Source organism: Kitasatospora sp. NPDC056731 (assembly GCF_040687675.1).
GTDB lineage: Bacteria > Actinomycetota > Actinomycetes > Streptomycetales > Streptomycetaceae > Kitasatospora.
In genome coordinates, this window is record NZ_JBFBNR010000027.1 from 84,508 (window position 1) to 105,633 (window position 21,126).

Below are 21,126 nucleotides of genomic sequence, written 5' to 3' on the forward strand. Positions count from 1 at the left end.
GGGGTGACGAAGGGTCAGGGCTCGTGGTCGGCCGTGCTCGTCAACTGGCCTGGCGGCCCTGTGAGGTGGCACCTTAGCGGCCGGCTCCCCGGGCCTGGACGGGAGGGGTGCCGGGTGTCCGGGTGTCAAGGGGTGGCGACGGAGGGGGTGCCGATGGGGGAAGATGGGAGGCGGTATTCCCGATAAGTTCGAATAATCAATCGAACAGATATCGATCGGGTGATCCAGTCGTACTATTTGTTCGGTTATCCCGAACCACTCGAATGAGTGATTGCGGCATGCACCCGAATGGGCCCACCATGAAGCTGCAACATGAATGTGCAAGGCGACACTTCATCGGGCATGCGAAGGGCTCCCCTTATGTCGACCGAAACCAATGCCGGTGTTCCCGCGCCCAGCGCGCAACCGGAGATCCGGCAGCAGCAGAGTCTGAGCACGGCGGGTGCGCGGAACCTCGCCACGACCACCAAGTCCGCGCCGCAGATGCAGGGCATCAGCCCGCGCTGGCTGCTCAAGACGCTGCCCTGGGTGCAGGTGTCCGGCGGTACCTACCGGGTCAACCGCCGCCTGCGCCACTCGGTCGGCCGCGGTCGGGTGAGCTTCGTCAAGACCGGCTCCGAGGTGCGGATCGTCCCGCCGACGCTGGCCGAGGTGCCGGTGCTGCACGGCTTCCAGGACGAGGCCGTCCTGACGGAGCTGGCCGGGCGCTTCGTGCAGCGGGAGTTCGCCGCCGGCGACGTACTGGTCTCCGCCGGCGCGGCGATCAACGAGGTCTTCCTCATCGCGCACGGCAAGCTCGAACGGCTCGGCACCGGCAAGTACGGCGAGGAGACGGTGGTCGGCACCCTCGCCGACGGCGACCACCTCGGCGACGAGGCCCTCCAGCAGGAGGAGGGCACCTGGCCGTACACCGTCCGGGCCGCCACCTCCGGCACCGTGATGTCGCTCTCCTGGCCCGCCTTCCAGGAACTCCACGACCGCTCCGAGGCCCTGCAGCTGCAGGTCATCGAGTACCTGAACGGCTTCCAGCAGGCGCAGAACAAGCACGGCGAGGCCGCGATCGACCTCTCCGCCGGGCACCGGGGCGAGTACGAGCTGCCCGGCGCCTTCGTGGACTACGAGCTCAAGCCCCGCGAGTACGAGCTGAGCGTCGCGCAGACCATCCTCAAGGTGCACTCCCGCGTCGCCGACCTCTACAACCAGCCGATGAACCAGACCGAGCACCAGCTCCGGCTGACCATCGAGGCGCTGCGCGAGCGCCAGGAGCACGAGCTCGTCAACAACCCCGAGTTCGGCCTGCTGGAGAACGCCGCGTACGACCAGCGGATCCAGACCCACTCCGGCCCGCCCACCCCGGACGACATGGACGAGCTGCTCAGCCGCCGCCGCGGCACCAAGATGTTCCTCGCCCACCCCAAGGCCATCGCCGCCTTCGGCCGCGAGTGCAACAAGCGCGGCCTCGTCCCCGGCACGGTCGAGGTCGAGGGCAAGCACGTCACGGCCTGGCGCGGCGTGCCGGTCTTCCCATGCAACAAGATCCCGGTCATCGGCGGGCACACCAGCTCGATCATGGCGCTGCGCGTCGGCGAGGACAACCAGGGCGTCGTCGGCCTGCACCAGACCGGAATTCCGGACGAGTACCAGCCGAGCCTTTCGGTGCGGTTCATGGGAATCGACGACAAGGCCGTCATTTCCTACCTGGTCAGCGCCTATTACTCCGCCGCGATTCTGGTCCCGGACGCGGTCGGCGTCCTGGAGAACGTGGACGTCGCACAGCGCTAGGCCCTGTCCGGGCGAGTCTCAACCATTCCGGCCGGGCGCGCGATATCCGGGCACGCGCCCAGGCCCGGGCACCGACCGACCGGAGCCGGTCCGAATTCCACGCTGCCCGACCGGGGCACCCACACCCCGGCCGGGCGGCGCGCCGCGGCACGTCCGGAAAGCGGGCCGGCCGTCGGCCGACCCGGCCACCGACCGGGTCGGCCGACCCACGACCGGCACCTCACACCAGGCCGCCTCACCGCAGGCCGACAGGGGGAGAAACCCATGACGAGCTCCACACTGGAGCGGGACCACAAAGAGGGGAACGAGGCGGCGGACGTCCTCGCCCGGGCCCGCAACCTGGTCGACCCGGTCCTGCGGGCCGCCGTCGACTCACTGCCGGGCGCGATGCGCAAGGTCGCCGGCTACCACTTCGGCTGGTGGGAGGCGGACGGCTCGCCCGCCGACGCCCCCTCCGGCAAGGCGATCCGGCCCGCCATGGTCCTCGCCGCCACCCAGGCGCTCGGCGGCACGACCGCCGAGGCCACCGCCGCGGCCGCCGCCGTCGAGCTGGTGCACAACTTCACGCTGCTCCACGACGACGTCATCGACCGGGACGAGACGCGCCGCCACCGGCCCACCGCCTGGCGGGTGTTCGGCACCACCGAGGCCATCCTGGCCGGGGACGCCATGCACTCGCTGGCGCTGCGCCTGCTCGCCGAGGACGCCCACCCGGCCGCCCGGAGTTCGGTCCGACGGCTCACCGACTGCGTGGTCGAGCTGTGCGAGGGCCAGCAGATCGACTGCGCCTTCGAGCAGCGCAGCGACGTCTCGCTCGCCGAGTGCCTGGCGATGGCGGAGGCCAAGACCGGCGCTCTGCTCGGCGCCGCCTGCGCGATGGGCGCCCTGTACGGCGGCGGGTCGGAGGAGGCCGCGCAGGCGATGGACGGCTTCGGCCGGGAGATCGGCCTGGCGTTCCAGCTGATCGACGACCTGATCGGCATCTGGGGCGATCCGGCGGTGACCGGCAAGCCGGTGGGCGCGGACCTGGTCGCCCGGAAGAAGTCGCTGCCGGTGGTCGCGGCGCTGGGCTCCGGCACCCCCGAGGGGGCCCGGCTCGCCGGGCTGTACGCCCTCGAACGCCAGCTCAGCCCTGAGGAGTTGGCGCAGTGCGCGGCGTCCGTCGAAGGCGCCGGCGGCCGCGGCTGGGCGCAGGGCGAGTCCTGCGAGCGGATGGCGGCGGCGATGGCGCAGCTGGCCACGGCCGTCCCGGAGCCGTCGGCGGCCGACGAACTGCTGGTGCTGGCCGAACTGGTCACCCGCCGCAGCCACTGACCGGGCTCGTGGGGAGTGGGAAGTCGGCCGGTCCGACTTCCCACTCCGGGCCCGGCACCCGCACCCACACCCGTACCCGTGTCAGCGCTGGTAGCCGGTAGCCGGTGGCCGGCGGGTGCCCGGGAAGCGTCGGGCCACCCGACATGCTGACCCGCCCCACCCCGCATAGCATCCCCTATGTACTCGTATGTCCGAATTCCGGTGCGCGCCTGCGCCGCCGGCCTTCCGTGCACTGGGGAGAGCGACGAGCATGGCCAACCCGGCACTCGTGGACCCGGCCACGATCCGCGCGACCGCCGCCGAGGCCTGGATCCGTGCCTACCCGATCCTGCAGAACTACCGCACCCTGTACGCGCAGGCACTGGACGACGCGGACCCGGGGTACGTCGGCGGCTTCGGCGTCTTCCGCCACCGCTCGCAGCCGTTCACCCCGGCCGACACCGACGTCGCCTCCCCCGACAACGACACCCCGCACTCCTGGGCCTGGCTCGACCTGCGCGCCGAACCGTGGGTGGTGTCCGTCCCGGCCGCGGACCGCTACTACGTCCTCCCGCTGCACGAACTCGACACCGTGTACGCCGGGTTCGTCGGTGCCCGGAGCACCGGCCAGGAGGCCGGCGACTACCTGGTGGCCGGCCCCGACTGGCAGGGCGAGCCCCCGCCCGGCATCCGGGGCGTGCTCCGCACCGCCACCCGTCTGGTCGGCATCCTCGGCCGCACCCACCTCACCGGCGACACCCCCGCGGACATCGCCGAACTGAAGGCCGTCCAGCAGCAGTACCGGCTGCGCCCGCTGCACGAGTACGCCGGCACCCCGGCGCCCGCCCCCGCGCCGGAGCCGGTCTGGCCGGTCTGGCGCGAGGAGGTGCTGGACACCGTCGAGTTCCTCAGCTTCCTCGACTTCCTGCTCGGCTTCTTCCCGCTCCGCGGGCCCGTCGAGCTGCCGCCCGCCGAGCTCGACCTGCGCGGCCGCCTCACCGACCTCGGCGTCGACGGGCGCGGCGAGTTCGAGCCCGCCACGCTGCCGATCGAGGTCCGGGCCGAGATCGAGCGCGGCATCGCGGACGGCCGCGCACGGCTGGAGCGCGCCGCCGCCGAATCCGAACCCACCACCCCGGCCGCACTCTTCGGCACCCGTGAGCGGATCGGCGGGGACTTCCTCCGCCAGGCCCTCGGCGCCAGGCTCGGCCGCTACGGGCTGCCCACCGAGGAAGCCTGGTGCGGCGGTTGGGCGGCGGACAGCGCGGGCAACCGGCCGCCGAACGCCAGCGACCGCGACTACGTCGTCCGCTTCGGCCCGGACGACCTGCCGCCGGCCCGGTACTTCTGGTCCGCCACCATGTACGCGCTCCCGGACCGCCTGCTGGTCGACAACACCCTGGACCGCTACGCGATCGGCGACCGCACCCTCGGCCTGGTCCGCGACCCGGACGGCGGGCTCACCCTCCACCTCCGGCACAAGCGGCCCGCCGACGCCCAGCACTCCGCCAACTGGCTGCCCGCCCCGGACGGCCCGTTCACGGTCGTCGTCCGGCTCCACGGCCCGGACCGGTCCGTCCTCGACGGCCGCTGGCACCTCCCGCCGCTCGACCCGAGCTGACCCGAGCTGACCCGAGCTGACCCGCAGCGCAGAGATCCGCACTACAGAGATCCGCACCGCAGAGACCGCGCCGACCGGACGAAGGACACCCCGATGAACCACCCCGAGCTGGAGGCCCTGGCCGCCGACGCCTACGTCTACGGCTACCCGATCGTCGCCGACCTCACCATGGTCGAGCGCTTCTCCCGGGGCGGCCTGGGCACCCTGCCGGCGGCGTCGTTCAACCACTTCAGCCACGCCACCCGGCTGGCCGGGCCCAAGGACCACTTCGTCTCGGTCAACAACGACACCCTCTACTCGATCGCCCAGCTCGACCTCTCCGAAGGCCCGCAGGTGCTGCGCGTCCCGGACACCGCGGGCGCCTACTACGTGCTGCAGGTCGTCGGCGCGTGGACGGACAACGTCGCCTACGTCGGCAGCCGTGCCACCGGCACCGGCGAGCAGACCTGGCTGATCGTCCCGCCCGGCTGGCACGGCACCCCGTCCGACCCGGCCCGGGTGATCGAGGCGCCGACCACGGTGGCGACCATCGTCGGCCGCTTCGCCTGCACCGGGCCGGACGACCTCCGTCGGGTCAAGGCCCTCCAGAAGGCCCTCACCCTGGAGCCGCTGGAGCCCGGCGGGCTGGTCGCCGGACTGCCCGAGCCCGATCCGGAGGTGCCCGAGCGGCTGGCCTTCTTCGAACGGCTCCGGGTCTGGATGCAGGCCTTCCCGCCGGCCGGTCCGGACATCGAGTACCAGCAGCGCTTCGCCCCGCTCGGCCTGCTCGACGAGGGCACCTCGCCGTACCGTGCGGCCGCCGCGGACTGGACCCTCGCGCTGGCCAAGGGCCTGGCCGCCGGCCGCGAACGGGTCGAGGACGCCACCCGCCCGCCCGAGGACCACCCGCCCGGCGAGTGGCGCTCGGCGCTCCACCTGTTCGACTACAACATCGACCACCTGGGCCCCGGCACCCTCGACGACCCCGAGTGGCGCATCCCCGACCGCCGCGCCGGCTACCTCAGCCGGGCCGCCGCCGCCCGGGCCGGCCTCTGGGGCAACCACGCCTACGAGGCCTCGTTCGCGATGACCTACGACGACTCCGGCGGCCGCCCGCTCAGCGGCGCGCACCACTACACGCTGCGGTTCGACCAGCCACCGCCCGCCGAGGCGTTCTGGTCCGTCACGATGTACGCGCTGCCGGACTACTACCTGGTGGACAACCCGATCGAGCGCTACACGATCGGCGACCGCACCCCGGGCCTGGTGTACGGCGCGGACGGCTCGCTCACCCTGACGCTCCAGCACGAGCAGCCCGAGGACGAGGTGGAGGCGGCCAACTGGCTGCCCACCCCGGTCGGCGAGTTCCGGCCGATCATCCGGCTCTACCAGCCGAAGCCGGCCGTGCTGGACGGCAGTTACCGGGTGCCGCCGATCGACCGGAGCTGACCGCCGTCGCCGCCCGCCTGCGTCGCTCGCCGGACGCTCAGTGCGGAGCCGGGGACGGGGTGCCCGTCGGAGTGCCCGAGGGCGGTGGTGAGGACGGGTGCGCGGACGCCGACGCCGACGCCGACGCCGACGCCGAAGGCGAGGACGACGCCGAGGAGGACGGCGACGGCGAGGGAGCGGAGGACGACGGCGACCCCGACGGGGACGGAGCCACCGTGGCCGGCACCGACGGCTGCGGGGAACTGCTCGGCTGCGGGTTCGTCGTGGCCGACGCCGACGCCGAAGCCGACGTCCCCGGAGCGGCGGGGGAGGAGGCCGAGCCGCCCCGGTTGTGCGGTCCGCCCTCCAGGGTGACCACCGCCTGCGAGGGCGGCAGCGCGATCCGGGCGGTCCAGTGCGCCGTGGGTGCGAGGTCCTCGTCCACGGTGACGGTCACGGTGATCCGCTGGCCCGGTGCGAGGGTGCCGGAGTCGCGGCTGAGCCGCAGCCAGTCGGCGTCCGTCACGGCGTGCCAATGGATCTCGGTGGTGCCGGAGTCGGTGAGGGTGAGGACGGTCCGGCTGCCGTACTCGGCGGCCTCGACGGTGAGCAGCCCGGCCGGGGCCGGTTCGGCTCCGCCCGGGCCGCCCCCGGGCGCGGATGCCTGGCCGACGGCGGGTGCGGGGGCGGCGACCAGGGTCGGACTGCCGATCGGGGTCGCCCCGTGGGCCGGTACCGGGACCGCCGGGCCCTGGAGGGTCAGCCGTGGAAAGCCGAGGGGCAACGTTTCTGCACCCCCCGCCCCCGCACCCGCCAACTCCATCCCCGGCACCCCCGGCAGCCCCGTGCCCGCCGTCGGCCACGGCTTCGGCTGCTGTCCGCCCGTTCGCCCGGCCTCCTCCACCCGCACCGTGGACACCGCGGCCGCCGTCCCCTCCCCGCTGCTCCGGTGCCCCGCCCACAGGGCGACCACCGGCGCCGCCAGGACGGCCGCGAGCACCCCGGTGGTCACCACCCGCCGACGCACCGCCAGTGCCCGGCCCGCGTCCGGCGCCCGGTGCCGGGGGAAGCCGCCCTGGTCGAACCGCAGCCCCGACTCGGCCACCGGCACCGCCCCCGCCCGCCGCACCGCACCGGCCGCCGACGGCAGGTACGCCGCTCCCTCGCTTCCCTCGCCCGAGGGCGCCGGGGAGGTCGCCGGGGAGGGCACCGGCGCCGGGGCGGGCGCCGCCAGCAACGGCAGCCCGGACAGCCCCGCCGCGCCCTCCGGCACCTCGCCGGCCACCCGCTCCGCCGTCCCCCGGCAGGTCGGGCAGTCCACCACGTGCTGCACCAGCTCCCGGCGCAGCGCCGGGCCGAGCACCCAGTCCCGCCAGGACTCCGCCCCGGCCCCGCCGAGCCGGTCCAGCTCCGGGCAGCTGCCCACCCCGAGCACCAGCAGCGCCGCCCTGGTCCGGGCCACCTCCGCCTCGGCGGCGGCGAGCAGCGCGCGGGTCCGCTCGAACGGCAGGCCCAGCACCGCCGCCACCTCGTGCGGGGTCAGCCGATGCCGGACGGACAGCTCCAGCGCCTCGCGCTGCTCCGGGTCGGTGCCGGCCGCCTCCGGCCAGGCGAGCGAGGCCAGCTCGCGCCGCCGCCGGGCCGCCTCGGCCTCGGTCGGCTCCGCCGCGGCGTCCCGCCCGGCGCCGTCCGCGAGCCGCCGCAGGCAGCAGTACCGGGCCAGCGAGAACAGCCAGGCCCGGACCAGCCCGGGCTCGGTCAGCCGGGCGCCGTGCCGCCGTGCCAGCTCGCGGGCCTCGCGCAGGGCGCCGGCGGCCGCGTCGTGCTCGCACAGCACCGAGAGACAGTAGGTGAACAGGCCGTCCACCTGCCGGTCGTACGCCGCCAGCACGGCGGCCGGCGGCCCTTCAGTACGCGTTGTCACCCGTCCGACGGTAGAGACGGCGGGCGGCGCACCCCGGCCATTCGCCGTGTATGTACTTCTTTCGGGTAACAACATCGCCCATCTGTGTGGGTTTAGGCCCGGTTCCGGTGGAGTTCGGGCCCGGTTTCGGCGGAGTTCGGGCCCGGTTCCGGTGGAGCAGGGCGTTGTCGGACCCAGGCGCTACGGTGGGCCGCATGGCTGCCCGTACCAAGACCACCGCCAAGCCGCGCCCGGCGTACCGCTGCACCGAGTGCGGCAACCAGCTGCCCAAGTGGGTCGGCCGCTGCCCGGAGTGCAACGCCTGGGGCACGGTCGAGGAGTACGGCGCGGTGCCGATCCGGACGACGGCCGCGGGCCCGGTCAGCTCGCCGGCCCGTCCGATCGGCCAGGTGGACGGCCAGGTCGCGACGGCCCGCTCGACGGGCGTGCCGGAGCTGGACAGGGTGCTCGGGGGCGGGCTGGTCCCCGGCGCGGTCGTCCTGCTGGCCGGCGAGCCCGGCGTCGGCAAGTCCACCCTGCTGCTGGACGTCGCGGCCAAGGCCGCCACCGACCGGCACCGCACGCTCTACGTCACCGGCGAGGAGTCGGCCGGTCAGGTCCGGCTGCGCGCCGACCGGATCAACGCGCTCTCCGAGCACCTCTACCTCGCCGCCGAGTCCGACCTCGGCGCGGTGCTCGGGCACATCGACGCGGTCAACCCCGGTCTGCTGATCCTGGACTCGGTGCAGACCATCGCCTCCGCCGAGCTGGACGGCGCCCCCGGCGGTCCGGCCCAGGTCCGCGAGGTGGCGGGCGCGCTGATCCGGGTGTCCAAGGAGCGCGGCATGGCGACGCTGCTGGTCGGCCACGTCACCAAGGACGGCCAGATCGCCGGCCCGCGCCTGCTGGAGCACCTGGTGGACGTGGTGCTCAGCTTCGAGGGGGACCGGCACGCCCGGCTGCGGCTCATCCGCGGGATCAAGAACCGCTACGGCGCCACCGACGAGGTGGGCTGCTTCGAGCTGCACGACGAGGGCATCGTCGGCCTGGCCGATCCGTCCGGCCTCTTTCTGACCAGGCGTGACAAGCCCGTCCCGGGCACCTGCCTCACCGTCACCCTGGAGGGCAAGCGCCCGCTGGTGGCGGAGGTGCAGGCGCTGATGGTGGATTCGCAGATCCCGTCCCCGCGGCGCACCACCTCGGGCCTGGAGTCGCCCCGGATCGCGATGATCCTGGCCGTGGTGGAGCGGCACGGTGGGGTGAAGCTCGGCAAGCAGGACATCTACACCGCGACGGTGGGCGGGGTGAAGCTGAGCGAGCCGTCCGCCGACCTCGCGATCGCGCTCGCGGTGGCGAGCTCCTCCTCGGACACCCCGCTGCCCAGCAACCTGGTGGCGATCGGCGAGGTCGGCCTGGCAGGCGAGGTACGGCGGGTGACGGGGGTGCAGCGGCGGCTCGCCGAGGCGCACCGGCTGGGCTTCACACACGCCCTCGTCCCGCCGGATCCGGGCAAGGTGCCGCCGGGCATGAAGGTGGTCGAGGTGGCCGACATAGGCGAGGCGCTGCGGGCCATCCCGGGCCGTCGCCGGGCCGCCGCCAAGCCGCGCGCCGAGGCGCGTGCTGAGGCGCCGTCGGCGCCGCCGGCCCCGCGCGCGGCCCGGGTCGTCGCGCACCCGGAGGAGCTGATGGAGGGCTGGGAGCCGGTCGACTCCGACGAACTGCGCTGACCCAAGCCCTGTCGATGCCGCACGCAGTTAGACTTTCCCCAGTCTCATTGGCCAGAAGGCAGTACCGAGCGGTACTGAGCGACAGAGCAACAGACCGCGGACCGGCGCACGGCGCGAGGCGCGCGGCACGGGGTCGACCGGAGGAGTCACGTGGCAGCCAGCGACCGGGGGGCGGACAAGGCCTCCCGTGAGGAGGCCCTGCTGCGGGCCTCCCTCAGTGCCATCGCACCCGGCACGGGGCTGCGCGACGGCCTGGAGCGGGTGCTCCGGGCCAACACCGGCGGCCTGATCGTGCTCGGTTTCGACAAGACGGTCGAGTCGATCTGCACCGGCGGCTTCGTCCTGGACGTCGAGTTCACCGCGACCCGGCTGCGCGAGCTGTGCAAGCTGGACGGCGCGGTGGTGCTGGACAAGGACATCACCAAGATCGTCCGGGCCGGTGTGCACCTGATGCCGGACTCCACCATCCCCACCGACGAGACCGGCACCCGCCACCGCACCGCGGAGCGGGTCAACCGGCAGACCGGCTTCCCGGTGGTGGCGGTCTCGCACTCGATGCGGCTGATCGCGATGTACGTCAACGGCACCCGCCGGGTGCTGGAGGACTCCACCACCGTCCTGTCCCGCGCCAACCAGGCGCTGGCCACCCTGGAGCGCTACAAGCTGCGCCTGGACGAGGTGGCCGGCACGCTGTCGGCGCTGGAGATCGAGGACCTGGTGACGGTCCGGGACGTCACCGCCGTCGCCCAGCGGCTGGAGATGGTCCGGCTGATCGCCACCGAGATCGCCGGCTACGTGCTGGAACTCGGTATCGACGGCCGGCTGCTCTCGCTCCAGCTGGACGAGCTGATCGCGGGCGTGGAGCCGGAGCGCGAACTGGTCGCCCGGGACTACTTCCCGGAGCGGGCCGCCAAGAAGGGCCGGACGGTCAACGAGGTGCTGGCCGACCTGGAGGCGCTCACCCACGCCGAGCTGCTGGACCTTCAGACGGTCGCCAAGGCGCTCGGCTACTCGGGCTCCCCGGAGTCGCTGGACTCCGCGGTCTCGCCGCGCGGCTACCGGCTGCTGGCGAAGATCCCGCGCCTGCCCAACACGGTGATAGAGCGCCTGGTCGAACACTTCGGCGGCCTGCAGAAGCTGCTCGCCGCCAGCATCGACGACCTGCAGACGGTCGAGGGCGTCGGTGAGACCCGGGCCCGCTCGGTCCGCGAGGGCCTGTCCCGGCTGGCCGAATCGTCCATCCTGGAGCGCTACGTCTGACCAGGCGCCACGTCCGACCTGACGCACCGCCGCGCACGGCCCCCGGGGAACGCCCCGGGGGCCGTCGTGCACCCCGTCGAGTCCCCCCGTCGAGTCACCCCTCGCCGAGCCACCCCGACCGGCGCACCCCGACCGGCCCGCAAGGTGCCGAAGCCCCCGGCCGCGTCGGCCGGGGGCTTCGAGTCGAGTCGAGTTGAGTGGGGTTCAGCTGTCCAGGCGGATCGAGGAGCGCGCCGAGACCTGGCCGCCGGAGAGCCCGGTGAGGTCGGCGACCACCAGGTAGGTGCCCGCCGCGGGGGGCGCCGGGTCGGCGGTGGCGCACTGCGGCTTGCTGCGGCTGCGGTCCCAGGTGAACGTCTCGGTCAGGCCGTTGTTGGCCAGGATCTGCACCCAGCTGCTGCCGCGGTCGGACGGGCAGTCGCCGGAGGACCAGACCCGGTCGCCGTTGCTGGCGGTCACGGTGATCGCGGAGGCCGCCCGGCCCAGGTCCACCCGGCAGTTGGCGCCGGAGGCGTTCTTCACGGTGAGCGAGAGCCGCGGCTTGTCCTTGGGCTGGTACGAGTTCTGCGCGCTGGCCAGCTCCAGGGTGACCTGCGAGGAGGCGCAGACCGGAAGCGCCATCACCTCGGGCGTGTTCACCACCGGGGCGCCGCCGCCCGAGCCGCCTGCGCCGCCGGAACCGCCGGCTGCACCGCCGCCCGCCGCCGCACCGCCACCCGTGCCCCCGCCGGTGGCAGGAGCCGGGTTGGCACCGCCGCCGGTGCCGCCGGTGCTGAGGCTGACCTCGCCGCCGCCGGAGCCGGCCACCGGGCCGCCGCTCGCGTTGCCGCCGCTGCCGCCGCCGGGGCGCGCCGCAGGGCCGCTCGGGGACGCACCGGGCGTGATGGACTGGGCGGGGGTCTGGCTCTGGGACGGAACGGCCTGCGCGGCCTTGCTCGATGAGCCGCCGTCACCGCCCCCGTCCTGATCGATCATCAGCCAGGCGATCAGGGCGGCGACCGCCGCGACGGCGACGAGCACGACGACGCGCCGACGCCAGTAGATCGAGGCCGGCAGCGGTCCCACGGGTTGACGCAGAGAGGGCACGCCCAAACTCTACGAGACTGTGTGTGCCGCTTGACGCACCAACACCGCACAGTCGCCCCTTCCTTCACATGATCCGCCATTTGCGCCGTTCGAGGGAGCTCCGAAGCGGTAGGTTTCCGGGAGATCCACGGGGGTATCCGGAGCGCTTTTCTCCGCTTCGGTCGCGCCCGCCGACATGGGAGGATCGAAGGGCCATGGCTGCCATCACCGTCACCCCCGCCCCCGTCCCCCCGGCAGGCGCCGCACCGGACGCCGTCCGGCCGCCGATGCCGCTGCCGCTGCTGCACGCGACCGTCCTCGACTGGTACGAGGCCGACAAGCGCGATCTCCCCTGGCGGACGCCCGAGGCGACGCCCTGGGCGATCATGGTGAGCGAGTTCATGCTCCAGCAGACCCCGGTGAAGCGGGTGCTGCCCGCCTGGGAGGCGTGGCTGACCCGCTGGCCCACCCCGGCGGACCTCGCGGCCGATGCGCCCGGCGAGGCGGTCCGGATGTGGGGCCGGCTCGGCTACCCGCGCCGCGCGCTGCGGCTGCACGCGGCCGCGGTGGCGATCACCGAGGAGCACGGCGGCGAGGTGCCGGACGACCACGCCACCCTGCTCTCGCTGCCCGGGGTCGGGGAGTACACGGCCGCCGCGGTCGCCTCCTTCGCCTTCCGCCAGCGGCACGTGGTGCTGGACACCAACGTCCGCCGGGTGTTCGCCCGCGCGGTGTCCGGCGTCGAGTACCCGGCCCAGGCCACCACGGCCGCCGAGCGCCGCACGGCGACGGCGCTGCTGCCCGACGACGCCGAGACCGCGGCCACCTGGGCGGTCGGCGTGATGGAGCTGGGCGCGCTGGTCTGCACCGCGCGCGGCCCGGAGTGCGGGGGCTGCCCGCTGTTCGCCCACTGCGCCTGGCAGCGGGCCGGCCGCCCGCCGTACGAGGGCCCGGCCCGGCGCGGCCAGACCTACGAGGGGACGGACCGGCAGGTGCGCGGCAAGCTGCTCGCGGTGCTGCGGGAGTCGCACGGCTCGGTGCCGCAGGCCCGGCTGGACGCGGTCTGGCCGGACGCGGTGCAGCGGGCCCGGGCGCTGGACGGCCTGGTCGCGGACGGCCTGGTGGAGCCCGTCGAGCAGGGCGTCTACCGCCTTCCCCAGTAGTCGGCCACGAGTAGTCGGCCACGAACGCGGGACGGCGCCCCCGGAGGAATCCTCCGGGGGCGCCGTCGTGTCGGCGGGAGGGCGGTCAGACGGCCGCCGCCTCCAGCGAGGCCTCGGCGGACTTGTCCGCCTTGCCCGTGCCGGTACCGCGCAGCGGCACCTCGCGCATGAACACCGCGGCGGCGATCGCGACCACGGCCACCCCCGCACCCCACAGGAAGACGGTGTGCATGCCGTTGGACACCGCGTGGTGGTAGGCGTCCTGGATGTTCTCGGGGAGCTTGCGCAGGTCCGCCGGGCTCATCTGGCCCGGGTCCTTCACGGCGCCGCCACCGCCGGCCGCCGCGTGGTCGCCCAGCCGCTCCTTCATGGTGTCGGTGACCCGGTTGTTGAACAGGGCGCCGAACAGCGCGACACCGAAGGAACCGCCGATGGTGCGGAACAGGGTGGCGGTGGAGCTGGCCACGCCCATGTCCTTGAGTTCGACGCTGTTCTGCGCGACCAGCATGGTGATCTGCATCAGGAAGCCCATGCCGGCACCGAGCACGACCATCCAGCAGGCGGAGGTGAAGCTGCTGGTCGCGGTGCCCATGGTGGAGAGCAGCACCATGCCGACGGTCATCACGATGGTGCCGATGATCGGGAATATCCGGTACTTGCCGGTCTTGGTGACGGCCTGGCCGACCACCAGCGAGACGACCAGCATGCCGAACATCATCGGCATCAGCAGCAGGCCGGAGTTGGTGGCCGAGGCGCCCTGGACGATCTGCTGGTAGAGCGGCAGGAAGACGGTCGCACCGAACATCACGAAGCCGACGATGAAGCCGATGATCGAGACCAGGGTGAAGTTCAGGTTCTTGAACAGGCTCAGCGGCAGCATCGGCTCCTGCACCCGCTGCTCGACGTAGCAGAAGGCGATCAGCGTCGCGGCGGCGAGCGCGGCGAGGCCCAGGATCTGCTTGGAGCCCCAGTCGTACTGCTGGCCGCCCCAGGTGGTGATCAGGACGAGCGAGGTGATGCCCGTCGTGAGCAGGATGGCGCCCCAGTAGTCGATCCGGGCGTTGTTGCGGACCTTCGGCAGCTTCAGGGTGACGACGACCACGGCGAGCGCGATCACGCCGAGCGGCAGGTTGATGTAGAAGGTCCAGTGCCAGCTCAGGTGGTCGGTGATGAAGCCGCCGACCAGCGGGCCGCCGATGGTGGCGAGGGCCATGACCGCGGCGAACATGCCCTGGTACTTGCCGCGGTCACGCGGCGCGACCAGCGCGCCCATGATCGACATGACGCCGACCATCAGGCCGCCGGCGCCCAGGCCCTGGAGGGCGCGGAAGCCGATCAGCTCGTTCATGTTCTGCGACAGGCCGGACAGCGCCGAGCCCACCAGGAAGATCACGATCGAGGTGAGGAAGGTGCCCTTGCGGCCGTAGAGGTCGCCGAGCTTGCCCCAGATCGGGGTGGAGGCGGCGGTGGCCAGGGTGTACGAGGTGACGACCCAGGACAGGTGCTCGGCGCCGCCGAGGTCGCCGACGATGGTCGGCATCGCGGTGCCGACGATCAGGTTGTCGAGCATGGCCAGCAGCATGGTGACGACCAGGCCGACCATGACGAGGCGGATCTCGCGGGGTGACCGCGGCTGCTCCTCCTCGGCTGACTTCTCCTCCGGTACCGGGCCGGTGGTCTTGGACTGTGACATGAGGTGGTGTCTCCCGGAGGGGTGTTTCGGACGGGCGGAGGCCGCGCAGTGATTCACTTACTTGACGCCCGGCTAGTTTGTGGACCGTCGGCACGGTAAGTTGTTTACTAGCCGGTCGTCAAGCCAGTTTCCCGCCCGGCTACCTGGGCAGGGAGAATAGGCCCGGGGCGGACGCCACCGGGGTCCGCAGCAGTCACCGACGCACTCATGAGGCAGGCCATGGGCACTCCGCACAGCCCCCGCAGCGACACGCGGTCCCGCATCATCGAGGTGTCCCTGGAGCTCTTCTCCGAGCAGGGCTACGAGCAGACCTCGCTGCGCGAGATCGCCGACCGCCTCGGCGTCACCAAGGCCGCGCTCTACTACCACTTCAAGACCAAGGACGACATCGTCCTGGGCATCGTGGAGCGGATGGCCGCGCCGATCGACGAGACCATCGCGTGGGGCCGGCAGCAGTCCTGGAGCCCGGAGATGCGCGACGAGCTGATCCGCCGCTTCGCCGACGGGATGGCCGAGCGGGCGCCGCTGCTGCGCTTCTTCCACGAGAACCAGCCCGCGCTGCGCGAGTCCGCGGCCGGGCTGGCGTTCAAGGACCGCATGATCACGATGATCCAGCTGGTACACGGGCCGGACGCCGACTTCCGGGAGCGGCTGCGCGCCACGATGTCGCTGTTCACCGTCCACTCGGCGATGTTCCTGCTCAAGCAGGACACCGCGGACTGCGACCACGGCGACAACGTGTGGGGCGAGTCCTGGCCGCCGGCGGCCACCCTGGAGGACGCGATCGGGGCGGCCCGGGAGATCGCGCTGGAGATCGGTGGCCGGATCGGCCACCCGGCCCCCGCCCACTCCTGAGCGGACGGGCGGACGGGCAGTCGGGCAGTCGGGCAGGCGGGCGGACCGGTAGCCGGGGCCGGACTCAGAAGTCGGTGACGCCGTGCCCCGCGAGGAACGCGATCGGGTTCACCACCGCGCCGTAGCGGTTGCTGGTGCGGATCTCGAAGTGCAGATGGGGCCCGGTCGAGTTGCCGGTGCTCCCGGACCGCCCGATCTGCTCGCCGGCCGACACCTGGTCCCCCGCCGAGACCCCGAGCGAGGACAGGTGCGCGTACTGCGCGTAGTGCCCGTCCGCCAGCCGCAGCACGACCTCCTTGCCGTACGAGCCGTCCCAGCCGGCCGACACCACGGTCGCGTTCCCGACCGCCAGCAGCGGCGTGCCCGGGTCGACCGCGAAGTCCACCCCGGTGTGGTACCCGGCGGCGTACTCGGAGTTGGCCGCCCCGTACGGATTGCTGGTCGGTGCGTCCGGCACCGGGGCCGACCACTCCGGAGCCGGAGCCGGAGCCGGAGCCGGAGCCGGAGCAGGCTCCGGTGCGGGCGCGGCCTCGGGCCCCGGCGCGGGGGCCTCGGCCGGCGCGCCGGCGACGGGCGGCTCCACCGGCAGCAGGTTGGCGGCCACCGCCACGAACTCCTGCGCCGAGTCGCCGTCGTTCGGGAGTCGGTACGGGCTCGGCCCGGCCACCTGGACCAGCCCCGGGCTGGGCACGGCGGCCTGCGGCGCGGTGAAGGCCGAGCTGCCGGGCGTGGTGGGCCGGACGGTCTGTGCCGAGGCGCTGCCGGGCGCGGCCACCAGCAGCGCGCCGGCGAGCAGCACCGCGGCCGCCCCGGCGGCGACCACCGCGCGCTCCCGTTCGGCCTGCGGGTGCCCGCCGGGCAGCGGGTGCCGGGGCGCGGCGAGCGCGCGCAGCGGCGCGGCATGGGTGCGGGCGGCATGGCCGAGCCGGGGCTGCCAGGCCGCCGCCTGGGCCGCCGTACGGGCGGCGAGCCGGCGCAGGACCGGCCCCACGGGCGGGACAGAGGACATCGGTAGCCGTACCTCACGGTGGACGAGGGCAGCACGAAGTGCCCGTTCGGGCGCGTGCTGAGCGGGGGACCACTCAGGTGTAACGGTCACCGAGCGGAGTCCCAAACGGCGTGACGTACTACGGCGTGTAGTCGGCGTTGCGCCGGAGATTCAAGCTGACGGAGTAATGATCATGAGATCGGATCATCTGCCACCGGCCCGCGGCAGGCCGCCCGCGCCCGCGGCCGGGCTACTACCGCCGGTCGTACCGCGCCCGAAGGGAGCCCGGCCGGTGTGACCAGCACCACGCCCGTCCAGGGTTTGGGTCGGCCGCACACCCCTTTCCGCTGTCCGCCCCGCTGACCTGACGGGCCCGCTGGGGGACCATCGACGCATGTATGGCAACAGGAGCGAAGACCTCGACGGCAATGACCGCCCGAGCCTGCCGGACCGCCGCTTCGCCGCCCTGCGCGGCTGCGAGCGGATCCTGTCCGGCGACCGGCCGCAGAGCATGCGCGAACGCCTCGCCGCCCTCGCGGGGGAGGGCGGCGGCCACGACCTGGACCACCGCCCGGACCAGTACGGCGACGGCGTGGTCCGCACCCTGGAACGCACGGTCGCCGACCTGCTCGGCACCGAGGACGCGGCCTTCTTCCCCACCGGCACCATGGCCCAGCAGGTCGCCCTGCGGATCCACGCCGAGGCGGCCGGGCTGCGTACCGTCGCGACCCACCCGCTGGCCCACACCGACCAGCACGAGCGGCACGCGCTCGGCGTGCTGACCGGCCTGCGCAGCGTCTGGCCGACCACGGCTCCGCGCCAGCCCACCGTCGCGGAGCTGCGCTCCTTCGACGAGCCGTACGCCGCGCTCAGCCTGGAGCTGCCGCTGCGCGAGGCCGGCTTCGTGCTGCCCGACTGGGCGGAGCTGGCGGCGCTGGCCGGGGTCGTCCGGGAGGAGTGCGGCGCGGCCCTGCACCTGGACGGTGCCCGGATCTGGGAGTCGGTGTTCCACCTCGGACACCCGCTGCCGGAGATCGTCGCGCTGGCCGACTCGGTCTACGTGTCCTTCTACAAGACGCTCGGCGGCATCAGCGGCGCCGCGCTGGCCGGTTCGCGGGGCTTCGTCCGCACCGCCAAGGCCTGGCGGCACCGGTACGGCGGCCAGCTCTACCAGCAGTGGCCGGCGGCGCTCGCCGCGCTGGCCGGGCTGGACGCCCGACTCCCGCTGCTGGAGCGGTACGTGACGCACGCCAAGGTGGTCGCCGAGGCGCTGGACGCGGCCTTCGCGGCGGTCCCCGGCGCCCGGGTGCACCCGGCCCCGCCGCACACCCACCAGTTCCAGCTCTGGCTGCCGTACGCCGCCGGGGAGTTGGACGAGGCCGGGCTGGGGCTGGCCGAGGAGACCGGGGTCGCCCTGTTCGGCGGCTGGCGCGAGCGGGACCTGCCGGGCCTGGCGATGACGGAGGTCACGGTGTCGGCGTCCGCGCTCGACTGGACGCCGGCGGACGTCGCCGAGGCGGCCGCCGCCTTCCTGGACCGGCTGCCGGCCCGGGGCGCCGGGGCCGGCGGGAGCCGCGGCGGGGCCTGACCGGAAAGCGTCCGGCCCGCCCCCGCGCGATGCGGGGACGGGCCGGACGTGGTGGGTCAGAACCGCCTGGTCACAGGCTGATCGCTACTGCTCGACCGATCAGTTGTCGACCGGGCGGACCCGGATCCAGGTCTCCAGGTAGTTCGAGGACTCGTTCTCGACCTCGATGCTGGTACCGGTCTTCGGGACGTCCACGCCGCTGTACGGGTTGTCCTTGGACCACCACGACTTCAGGTCCGAGAACTCGTCGACACCCTTGGCCTTCGGGACGACCGTCTCGACGCCGTTCTTGTGCAGGGTCAGCTGGCTGGTCTTGCGCGAGCCGAAGGTCGAGTCGTAACCCTGCATGCGCGGACGCAGCAGGGCGCCGTCGCTCCACTTGAGCGGGGTCGGGTGCGAGTCGATCGGCAGGATCAGACCGTGGCCCGGGTGGGCGCTGACGTTGTTGTTGGGCTGCGACTCGTCCCAGAACCAGATCAGCAGACCGGGCTGGTACGGGTAGTACTCGACCCACTTCGGCCGGCTGTTGCCCCAACCGAAGTTGTACGGGCCGGTCTTCAGGGTCTGGTCGAAGGAGACGTACTGGCGGTTCTCCGCGATGTAGTACTGCCCGTAGTCCTTGGTGTAGCTGCCGGCGAAGCGGGTGAAGCCCTTGGCCACCCAGCCGTTGTCACCGTTCTCGACGTCGTCGCTGAAGATCGTCGAACCGTCGGCGGTCACCGAGATGTCGTCGACGGCGAAGCCGCGGTAGTGCAGGCCACCGTCGGTGGTGTTGTGGAAGCGGACCTTGACGGCCTTGCCGGCGTAGGCGTCCAGCGAGAAGGACACGTCGCCCCAGGCGGCGGTGAGGCCGGTCAGGGCCGCGCGGCCGCCGGCGTCCTTCGTGATCGGCTTGCCGTTCCAGGTGCCGTCCAGGGCGGTCCAGTTGGTGCCGCCGTCGGTGGAGACCTCGGCGAAGGCGTAGTCGAAGTTCGCCTCCAGCTCGTACCAGGCCTTGGCGTTCAGGCTGGCCTTGGTCTTGCCGGTCAGGTCGATGTCACGGGTGAGCGTGACGTTCAGGTTGTCGGCGCTGCCGCTCCACCACTCGCTCTTGCCCGAAGCGGGCTTGTTGATGTCGGTGGGGATGGTCTTCTTCGGCAGCTCGACGACCAGGGCCTGCGGGAGGCTGCTGTTGTACTCGACCGGGCCGATGTGGTGGGTCGACTCGGTGCCGGCCTTGGCCTTGTCGAACTTCAGCCAGCCGAGCTTGAGCTTGCTCCAGGCGTCGAGGTCGTTCGGCATGTCGCCGATGGCGCCCTTGCCCTCGCCGAGCCAGGAACCGGAGGACATCAGCGACCAGAAGCCGACCGAGTTGTCGATGCCGGTGCCGGCGGTGTCGTAGAGGTCCGGCAGACCGAGGTCGTGGCCGTACTCGTGCGCGAAGACGCCGAGGCCGCCGTTCTCCGGCTGCATCGTGTAGTCGCCGATCCAGAAGCCGGAGTCGCCGACCTGGATGCCGCCGAGCTTGTTGTCGGCCGGGCCCGCCTGGCCGTTCAGGTTGCCGTAGGCGTAAGCGCGGTGGGCCCACAGGGCCTTGCTGCCCTGCTTGCCGCCGCCGGCCGACTTGTCCTCACCGGCGTGCACGATCTGGAAGTGGTCGATGTACCCGTCGGGCTGGTTGAAGTTCCCGTCGTTGTGGGAACCGTAGCGGTCCCACTGGTCGTACGACGCCAGGGTGGCCTTGAGCTGCTCCTTGGTCTGCCCCTTGGCCAGCTGGTCCTTGTACCAGATGTCCACGGCGTCGCGGATCAGGTCCTGGGCGCTGTCGCAGACGTTGGAGCCGCAGTAGTCCGAGCCGTACCGGGCCTCGTTCCACGGCACCCGCACCCAGTCCGAGACCACGCCGTCGACCGAGTAGCGGCCCGAGGACTGCTTCTCGTAGAAGGTCTTCAGCGAGGGCTTGTCCTTGGAGAAGTACAGCTCCTGGAAGTGCTGCTGGTTGTAGTCGGCCTGCCAGGCGGTCGAGTTGTCGTTGGCGCGGTCCGGCTTCTCGATCTCGTTGTGCTTCGGGCCGGCCTCACCGCCGTACATGACCTTGCCGTCTGCGGTCTTGGTGGTGTTGTCCACCTGGTCGCCGAAGTCGACGAGGATGGTGAAGATCTTGTCCGTGCGCTCGCGACCGAGCTCCACGTACTTGTCCTTGCCCAGCTTGATGCTGCTGCTGCCGTTGTGCTGCTCGACCTGGGCGGTGCCCGCGATCAGCTGCTCGGTGGCGGCCTTCTGCTCGGCCTCGACCTTCTCGGTCAGCGGGCCCGGCAGGTTGTGCTCGATGTTGGCGGACTGGACGGCGTCGGCCGGGTCCCTGGGTGCGGGAGCCGAGCCCGCGGCGACGGCGGTGGCCGGGAACAGGCCCGCGCCGAGCGCGACTATGACCGCTGCGGCCGTGGCAGCCGCAGCGGATCTCCTGATGTTCTTCAAAGTTGTGACGTCCTCCCCGACCGGGGCCAGCTCTTGGCCAAAGCCCGGCAAACCAAAATGAAAGACAGGTGGACGTCATTTGATACAAGCGTGGACAAAAAAGATAGCCCTTGACCATGACATGGCCACGGCGCTATCCTGCGCAACTTCCCATCAGCTGACCATATGTCAACCGTATGTCCGTTAAAGCTTACTGAGAAATCGGACGCACCCGCACCAGCCCGCCGCGAGGCCATCCGCCCTCGCCCACGGTCACCCCCGGTCCGGCCGGCCGGAACGCACCGAGCCCCCGGCGTGGATGCCGGGGGCTCGGTAGCTGTGAAG

14 protein-coding genes are annotated in these 21,126 nt (G+C 72.7%); 9 read left to right on the forward strand and 5 right to left on the reverse strand.

Annotated elements, in window-relative coordinates:
* The first annotated feature begins 360 nt into the window (after positions 1-360).
* The 4 genes from AB0R04_RS25920 to AB0R04_RS25935 all read left to right on the forward strand — a co-directional run bounded on the left by AB0R04_RS25920 (position 361) and on the right by AB0R04_RS25935 (position 6,124).
* On the forward strand, positions 361-1,782 hold the full coding sequence (locus AB0R04_RS25920; RefSeq protein ID WP_363375173.1) for a family 2B encapsulin nanocompartment shell protein: 1,422 nt from the start codon (positions 361-363) through the stop codon (positions 1,780-1,782).
* Positions 1,783-2,046: 264 nt separating this feature from the next.
* The gene (locus tag AB0R04_RS25925) at positions 2,047-3,096 is read left to right on the forward strand and encodes a family 2 encapsulin nanocompartment cargo protein polyprenyl transferase (RefSeq protein ID WP_063348813.1); all 1,050 of its coding nucleotides are present in this window, start codon (positions 2,047-2,049) and stop codon (positions 3,094-3,096) included.
* Between the two features lie 250 nt (positions 3,097-3,346).
* Positions 3,347-4,696, forward strand: a complete 1,350-nt coding sequence (locus tag AB0R04_RS25930) for a DUF1254 domain-containing protein (RefSeq protein WP_363375176.1) — start codon at positions 3,347-3,349, stop codon at positions 4,694-4,696.
* Positions 4,697-4,789: 93 nt separating this feature from the next.
* Positions 4,790-6,124 carry a DUF1254 domain-containing protein gene (locus AB0R04_RS25935; RefSeq protein ID WP_363375178.1) on the forward strand — a complete coding sequence of 445 codons (1,335 nt, stop codon included), beginning with the start codon at positions 4,790-4,792 and terminating at the stop codon, positions 6,122-6,124.
* A gap of 37 nt (positions 6,125-6,161) precedes the next feature.
* Here the strand turns inward: AB0R04_RS25935 and AB0R04_RS25940 are convergent, their stop codons facing one another.
* Positions 6,162-8,027, reverse strand: a complete 1,866-nt coding sequence (locus AB0R04_RS25940; protein ID WP_363375181.1) for a hypothetical protein — start codon at positions 8,025-8,027, stop codon at positions 6,162-6,164.
* A gap of 194 nt (positions 8,028-8,221) precedes the next feature.
* Here AB0R04_RS25940 and radA point away from each other — a divergent pair, with 194 nt between their 5' ends.
* Together radA and disA are read left to right on the forward strand one after the other, a co-directional pair.
* On the forward strand, positions 8,222-9,733 hold the full coding sequence (radA, locus tag AB0R04_RS25945) for a DNA repair protein RadA (protein ID WP_063348817.1): 1,512 nt from the start codon (positions 8,222-8,224) through the stop codon (positions 9,731-9,733).
* A gap of 201 nt (positions 9,734-9,934) precedes the next feature.
* Positions 9,935-10,993 (forward strand): DNA integrity scanning diadenylate cyclase DisA, encoded by a 1,059-nt coding sequence (gene disA / locus AB0R04_RS25950; protein WP_063351299.1) that lies wholly within the window; start codon positions 9,935-9,937, stop codon positions 10,991-10,993.
* A gap of 204 nt (positions 10,994-11,197) precedes the next feature.
* Here disA and AB0R04_RS25955 read toward each other — a convergent pair whose 3' ends face one another.
* A complete protein-coding gene (locus AB0R04_RS25955) occupies positions 11,198-12,079 on the reverse strand; it encodes a hypothetical protein (protein WP_363375184.1) in 882 nt (293 codons plus the stop codon).
* A gap of 266 nt (positions 12,080-12,345) precedes the next feature.
* On the opposite strand from AB0R04_RS25955, the gene AB0R04_RS25960 reads away from it, so the two are divergent.
* Positions 12,346-13,221, forward strand: a complete 876-nt coding sequence (locus tag AB0R04_RS25960) for an A/G-specific adenine glycosylase (protein WP_063351300.1) — start codon at positions 12,346-12,348, stop codon at positions 13,219-13,221.
* An 85-nt stretch (positions 13,222-13,306) separates the two neighbouring features.
* Here AB0R04_RS25960 and AB0R04_RS25965 read toward each other — a convergent pair whose 3' ends face one another.
* On the reverse strand, positions 13,307-14,914 hold the full coding sequence (locus AB0R04_RS25965; RefSeq protein WP_363375187.1) for an MDR family MFS transporter: 1,608 nt from the start codon (positions 14,912-14,914) through the stop codon (positions 13,307-13,309).
* Positions 14,915-15,133: 219 nt separating this feature from the next.
* Here AB0R04_RS25965 and AB0R04_RS25970 point away from each other — a divergent pair, with 219 nt between their 5' ends.
* Positions 15,134-15,769 carry a TetR/AcrR family transcriptional regulator gene (locus AB0R04_RS25970; RefSeq protein WP_063348820.1) on the forward strand — a complete coding sequence of 212 codons (636 nt, stop codon included), beginning with the start codon at positions 15,134-15,136 and terminating at the stop codon, positions 15,767-15,769.
* A gap of 64 nt (positions 15,770-15,833) precedes the next feature.
* On the opposite strand, the gene AB0R04_RS25975 is transcribed toward AB0R04_RS25970, so the two are convergent.
* Positions 15,834-16,778: a M23 family metallopeptidase gene (locus AB0R04_RS25975; protein ID WP_363375190.1), complete on the reverse strand. Its 945-nt coding sequence runs from the start codon at positions 16,776-16,778 to the stop codon at positions 15,834-15,836.
* Between the two features lie 373 nt (positions 16,779-17,151).
* On the opposite strand from AB0R04_RS25975, the gene AB0R04_RS25980 reads away from it, so the two are divergent.
* Positions 17,152-18,345, forward strand: a complete 1,194-nt coding sequence (locus tag AB0R04_RS25980; RefSeq protein WP_363375192.1) for a beta-eliminating lyase-related protein — start codon at positions 17,152-17,154, stop codon at positions 18,343-18,345.
* A gap of 99 nt (positions 18,346-18,444) precedes the next feature.
* Here the strand turns inward: AB0R04_RS25980 and AB0R04_RS25985 are convergent, their stop codons facing one another.
* Complete coding sequence (locus AB0R04_RS25985; protein WP_363375195.1) at positions 18,445-20,802, reverse strand: immune inhibitor A domain-containing protein; 2,358 nt, start codon at positions 20,800-20,802, stop codon at positions 18,445-18,447.
* Positions 20,803-21,126 lie beyond the last annotated feature (324 nt).

Excerpts from the sequence above, each read along its gene's own strand:
- AB0R04_RS25920 (WP_363375173.1), top strand. The coding sequence starts at position 361 with ATGTCGACCGAAACCAATGCCGGTGTTCCCGCGCCCAGCGCGCAACCG.
- AB0R04_RS25925 (WP_063348813.1), top strand. The coding sequence starts at position 2,047 with ATGACGAGCTCCACACTGGAGCGGGACCACAAAGAGGGGAACGAGGCG.
- AB0R04_RS25930 (WP_363375176.1), top strand. The coding sequence starts at position 3,347 with ATGGCCAACCCGGCACTCGTGGACCCGGCCACGATCCGCGCGACCGCC.
- AB0R04_RS25935 (WP_363375178.1), top strand. The coding sequence starts at position 4,790 with ATGAACCACCCCGAGCTGGAGGCCCTGGCCGCCGACGCCTACGTCTAC.
- radA (WP_063348817.1), top strand. The coding sequence starts at position 8,222 with ATGGCTGCCCGTACCAAGACCACCGCCAAGCCGCGCCCGGCGTACCGC.
- AB0R04_RS25960 (WP_063351300.1), top strand. The coding sequence starts at position 12,346 with ATGCCGCTGCCGCTGCTGCACGCGACCGTCCTCGACTGGTACGAGGCC.
- AB0R04_RS25965 (WP_363375187.1), bottom strand. The coding sequence starts at position 14,914 with ATGTCACAGTCCAAGACCACCGGCCCGGTACCGGAGGAGAAGTCAGCC.
- AB0R04_RS25970 (WP_063348820.1), top strand. The coding sequence starts at position 15,134 with ATGGGCACTCCGCACAGCCCCCGCAGCGACACGCGGTCCCGCATCATC.
- AB0R04_RS25975 (WP_363375190.1), bottom strand. The coding sequence starts at position 16,778 with ATGTCCTCTGTCCCGCCCGTGGGGCCGGTCCTGCGCCGGCTCGCCGCC.
- AB0R04_RS25980 (WP_363375192.1), top strand. The coding sequence starts at position 17,152 with ATGTATGGCAACAGGAGCGAAGACCTCGACGGCAATGACCGCCCGAGC.